We start from the raw sequence: 4,065 nt of genomic DNA, 5'->3' as shown, positions 1-4,065 counted from the left end.
AAAGCTTTTCGGCCCACCGCCGTTTCAGGATTACTCATGTACAGGTGGCGGAGTATTTTCTCCCTTTTCCGGAGTCGGCTTTTTGAGAAACAAAATCAACGGAATCATTACCAGAAAACCGTAAAATACCAACACAAATGCGTCGAGTGTGCCGCGCATATTAGCCTGACTATAAACAACAACATTACCCAGAACCTGCCAGGTAGTCGGATTCTGGGTCATACCCGTCGCTGCCAGATATTGGTGAAACGCCGGATTGAAGGGATTGATGAACTTGCTCATCTGGTTCCAACCCACCTGCGTTTCCTGGCTCATGACGGTAGAGACGATGGCAATGCCGACACTACCACCGAGGGTTCGCATCAAATTGAAAATTCCCGATCCCTCTGCTTGTTGTGACTTTTTGAGGGTTGTAAAAGCCAGGGTAAACAGGGGAATGGTCACCAGACCGAAACCAATACCACGAATAAAGCTGGGCCAGATCACCCACGCCATACTGATATTGAGATTATAAAGTGTGGTGAGGTAGGTTCCGAAGGCGCCGATTACAATACCCACCAGCACAATATCGCGGGGATTGATGCCCTTGCCGAGCAGGCGGCCAGCCAGCATCATCGCCAGCATTGCGCCGATGCCTTGAGGCGCCATAGCCAGTCCGGCCGTAAAGGCCTCATAGTGCATCAAGGTCTCCAGCATGATGGGTAAAATCACCATGGTGCCAAACAGCGCGAGGCCAAATATGCCGATTCCCATGCTGCCAATAGCCAGATTGCGGTCTTTGAGGAGGCGCAAATCGACAACCGGATGTTTGACACTCAGGGAACGCCATACAAAAAAGAGCAGCCCAAGGATGGTAATCAAGGTCAGGATGATGATGGTTTGTGAGCTGAACCAGTCATCCTGATCGCCGAGGCTGAGAATACCTTGCAGAGACCCCAAGCCCAGGGCCATCAGTGCAAATCCGGTCCAGTCTACGGGCCTGGGGTTGGCGCTTTTGCCGCCGTCCGGCACGCTTTGCATCAGTAAAAAGGCGAGAATCCCAAAGGGAATGTTGACGTAAAACACCCAGCGCCAACTGAGAGCGTCCGTCAGGTAACCACCCAGAGTCGGTCCCAGAATCGGCCCCAGCATGATGCCCATACCGAGAATCGCCATGGCCTGACCGCGTTTATTGGCCGGATAGGCACCGAGCATGATGGTTTGTCCGACGGGTGCCAGGGACGCTCCGAAAATACCCTGAAGAAAGCGCCAGAGGACAATCTCGGTAAGGCTGTGTGATTGTCCGCATAGCGCCGAAGAAATCACGAACCCCACCACACTCCAAAGCATGATGTTGCGTTGACCGTAGCGCTCTACCAGAAGGCCGGTAAGGGGGAGCACTATGACGTTGGCCACCATATAAGCGGTGAGCACCCAGGTGATCTGATCACTATTAGCCTGTAGGGAGCCGCGCATATAAGTCAGGGCCACATTGACAATGGTGAGATCCAGAACCTGCATAACTACTGCAAGCATGACCGCCACGGTGATGACCAGACGGGATGTAGGCTGCTGTTGCGCCACCAGTTGGGCTCCTTGATGGGGTATGAGAATCTGTCAGATACCGACCGTTCGGTCAGTATAAAGAGGAATATGCTTGCTCGCAAGAGCAGCTGATAGAGCGGTTAAGTAGCAGGGAATGCCTCAAAACTGGGCGCCGGGCTGTTTTGATATGCTTCGTTGTTCAGGCCAAAAAAAACCGGCCATAAGGGGCCGGTTGCGGAGGATAAAAAGGATCAGGCAGCACGGGGAACCGCCAGATCCCGCAGATCCTGATTGTTCATGAATGCCTGTTGCAGTTCTTCATCGGAAACATCGGCAAAGCAGTAACCGGCTTCTTCCAGTTGGTAAACCAGGGCAATCATTTCAAATTCCAGTTCCATTTCCATGATCATTCTCCATCAGTAAATAAGGTATATCTAACATACATGGATATTATGACTATGTCAATATAATAAATATCTAATATACCCTACTCAGGGTTCCAAAAGATTTTCTTCGTCGGGGCTCAGCCAGCGCCATTGCCCACTGGCCAAGCTGCCCAAAAGCAAATCTCCTACGGCTACCCGAATCAGGCGTAACACTTCTGCATCGGCACCTTGCAGCAGGCGGCGTATCTGCCTATTACGCCCTTCCAGCAGGACAATTTCCAGCCATTGGGTTTTTCCCCCGCAGCGCAGCTCACGAATTTGCATGGGCAGGCATGGCTTGCCGTCCAGGCTCGAATTTTGGGCAATGTGCAGAAAAACTTCGGCACGAAGGGGGGGGCGAATTTGCACGTGATAGGTTTTGCGGACGTGCTGATCAGGATTCAGCAGAATCTGAGCCCACTCTGGATCGTTGCTGAACAGTAATAATCCGGAACTGGCCTGATCCAAACGTCCTATGGGTGCCAGCCAATGGTCGGAGGGCAGTAAATCATAAACCGTGGGCCGTCCTTTTTCATCGGCGCGGGTACTGACAACGCCTCGGGGTTTATGCAACATCAGCACCTTGCGAGCTTGTTCTTTCAGGCGTTGTCCCGCCACAGAAATCTGGTCCTGTAGCGAAAAACGGGCTTCCGGCTCGTCAATAATCTGCCCGTTGACGGTCACCTTGCCGGCACGAATCCAATCGGCAGCTATACTCCGCGAACACAGTCCGGCTTTGGACAGGAGTCTTGCCAATTCATGGCGCGCTTCTCCCGGTCTGTTGTCACTTGGGGTTAGTGAACGCTTTGGGCTATGCTTGGACGGGTATTTCATTGTTAAAGGATCTAAAGATGGCACATGAAACAATGCACGAGCCTTTGGAGTCGCTGTCCAGTGATACGCTGGATATTCATCGGGCGATATCCTCGCTGATGGAAGAATTTGAGGCGGTAGATTGGTACCAGCAGCGCGCGGATGCCTGCAATGATCTCCAGCTCAAAAAAGTGCTGGAACACAATCGGGATGAAGAAATTGAGCACGCGGCCATGGTTCTGGAGTGGTTGCGCCGTAAAATGCCGCGTCTGGATAAAGAGCTGCGTGAATATTTGTTCAAGGATGGTTCCATTACCGGTCATGAAGCTGAGGCGATGGGTCGGGAATAGCCTTGTCCATTCAGGGAATGAAGCGGGCACACAATTCATTGTAAAAATTCATTCCCTGGACGGTGGGCCGAATTATTTCGGTATCGGCATACAGTAATCCCTCGCGGCGGGCACGGCGAATCTGTGGTTCAATCAGCAGGCTGTCCAGGCCGGTGCATTCAGTAAACAGACGGCTTGAAAAACCTTCGGTCAGCCGCAGGGCATTCAGCATGAATTCAAAGGGGCGTTCTGCTGGTGGGACCGAGGTGTATTCTCCCAGGGTTTCCATATCACTGAGCGCGTCGATCATGTAACTCTCGGGTCGGCTGGGTTTACGGCTACGCCAGATGCCTTCCGCCTGGGTGATTTTGCCATGAGCTCCGGCGCCAATCCCCAGATAGTCGCCATATAGCCAGTAATTGCGGTTATGCTGACATTGCTGTCCGAGGCGGGCATGCGCGGAGATTTCGTAGCGACCCAAACCGTGATTTTCCAGTTCGCTGCGTAAAATATTTTCCATATCCGCCGCAGTATCATCGTCAGGGAGATGGGCCGGAGGATGGCTGGCAAAGGGTGTGCCGGCTTCCAGTGTGAGCTGGTAAAGTGACAAGTGGGGAGGCTGATATTGTAAAGCCGCGTCCAGGTCTGCCAACGCTTCAGCAGTACTCTGGCCGGGCAGGGCAAACATGAGATCCATATTAAAGCTGGCAAATTGCGCAGCAATGGCTTTTTCTACGGCGCGATGGGCGGCAGCAGCATCATGAATGCGTCCCAGGCGTTGCAGGTGCACATTATTGAAAGACTGAATACCCAGAGACAGACGGGTAACCCCGGCTGCACGAAAATCGGCAAATGCTGCGGCCTCAATGGCGCCGGGGTTCGCCTCCAGGGTCACCTCCATGGCAGAAAGAGGCTGCAGGCGGGCCCGGATGTCGGACAGCAGCTGGTTGATGATTTCCGGTGGAAACAGGCTG

Annotated in this window: 5 protein-coding genes; 1 reads left to right on the top strand and 4 read right to left on the bottom strand. The window is 53.0% G+C overall.

The genetic code is table 11. The features are described 5' to 3' along the window. Window positions 1-30 precede the first annotated feature (30 nt). The 3 genes from HJG40_RS11530 to HJG40_RS11520 form a co-directional block, all read right to left on the bottom strand. Window positions 31-1,563: a DHA2 family efflux MFS transporter permease subunit gene (locus HJG40_RS11530; protein WP_215864331.1), complete on the bottom strand. Its 1,533-nt coding sequence runs from the start codon at window positions 1,561-1,563 to the stop codon at window positions 31-33. 212 nt (window positions 1,564-1,775) lie between these two features. Then, a complete protein-coding gene (locus tag HJG40_RS11525) occupies window positions 1,776-1,928 on the bottom strand; it encodes a hypothetical protein (RefSeq protein ID WP_215864332.1) in 153 nt (50 codons plus the stop codon). An 87-nt stretch (window positions 1,929-2,015) separates the two neighbouring features. After that, window positions 2,016-2,705 carry a pseudouridine synthase gene (locus HJG40_RS11520; protein WP_226857413.1) on the bottom strand — a complete coding sequence of 230 codons (690 nt, stop codon included), beginning with the start codon at window positions 2,703-2,705 and terminating at the stop codon, window positions 2,016-2,018. A gap of 95 nt (window positions 2,706-2,800) precedes the next feature. Between HJG40_RS11520 and HJG40_RS11515 the strand changes: the two genes are divergently transcribed. Next, complete coding sequence (locus HJG40_RS11515; protein WP_010642997.1) at window positions 2,801-3,112, top strand: encapsulin-associated ferritin-like protein; 312 nt, start codon at window positions 2,801-2,803, stop codon at window positions 3,110-3,112. 10 nt (window positions 3,113-3,122) lie between these two features. Here HJG40_RS11515 and hemW read toward each other — a convergent pair. Beyond that, window positions 3,123-4,065: radical SAM family heme chaperone HemW (gene hemW, locus HJG40_RS11510; RefSeq protein WP_215864329.1), on the bottom strand; the 943-nt coding region annotated here is incomplete at its 5' end.

The organism is Acidithiobacillus concretivorus, assembly GCF_018853445.1.
Classification (GTDB): domain Bacteria; phylum Pseudomonadota; class Gammaproteobacteria; order Acidithiobacillales; family Acidithiobacillaceae; genus Acidithiobacillus; species Acidithiobacillus concretivorus.
Note: the sequence above shows the minus strand (reverse complement) of the source record. Positions and strands in the feature narration are given on the sequence as shown.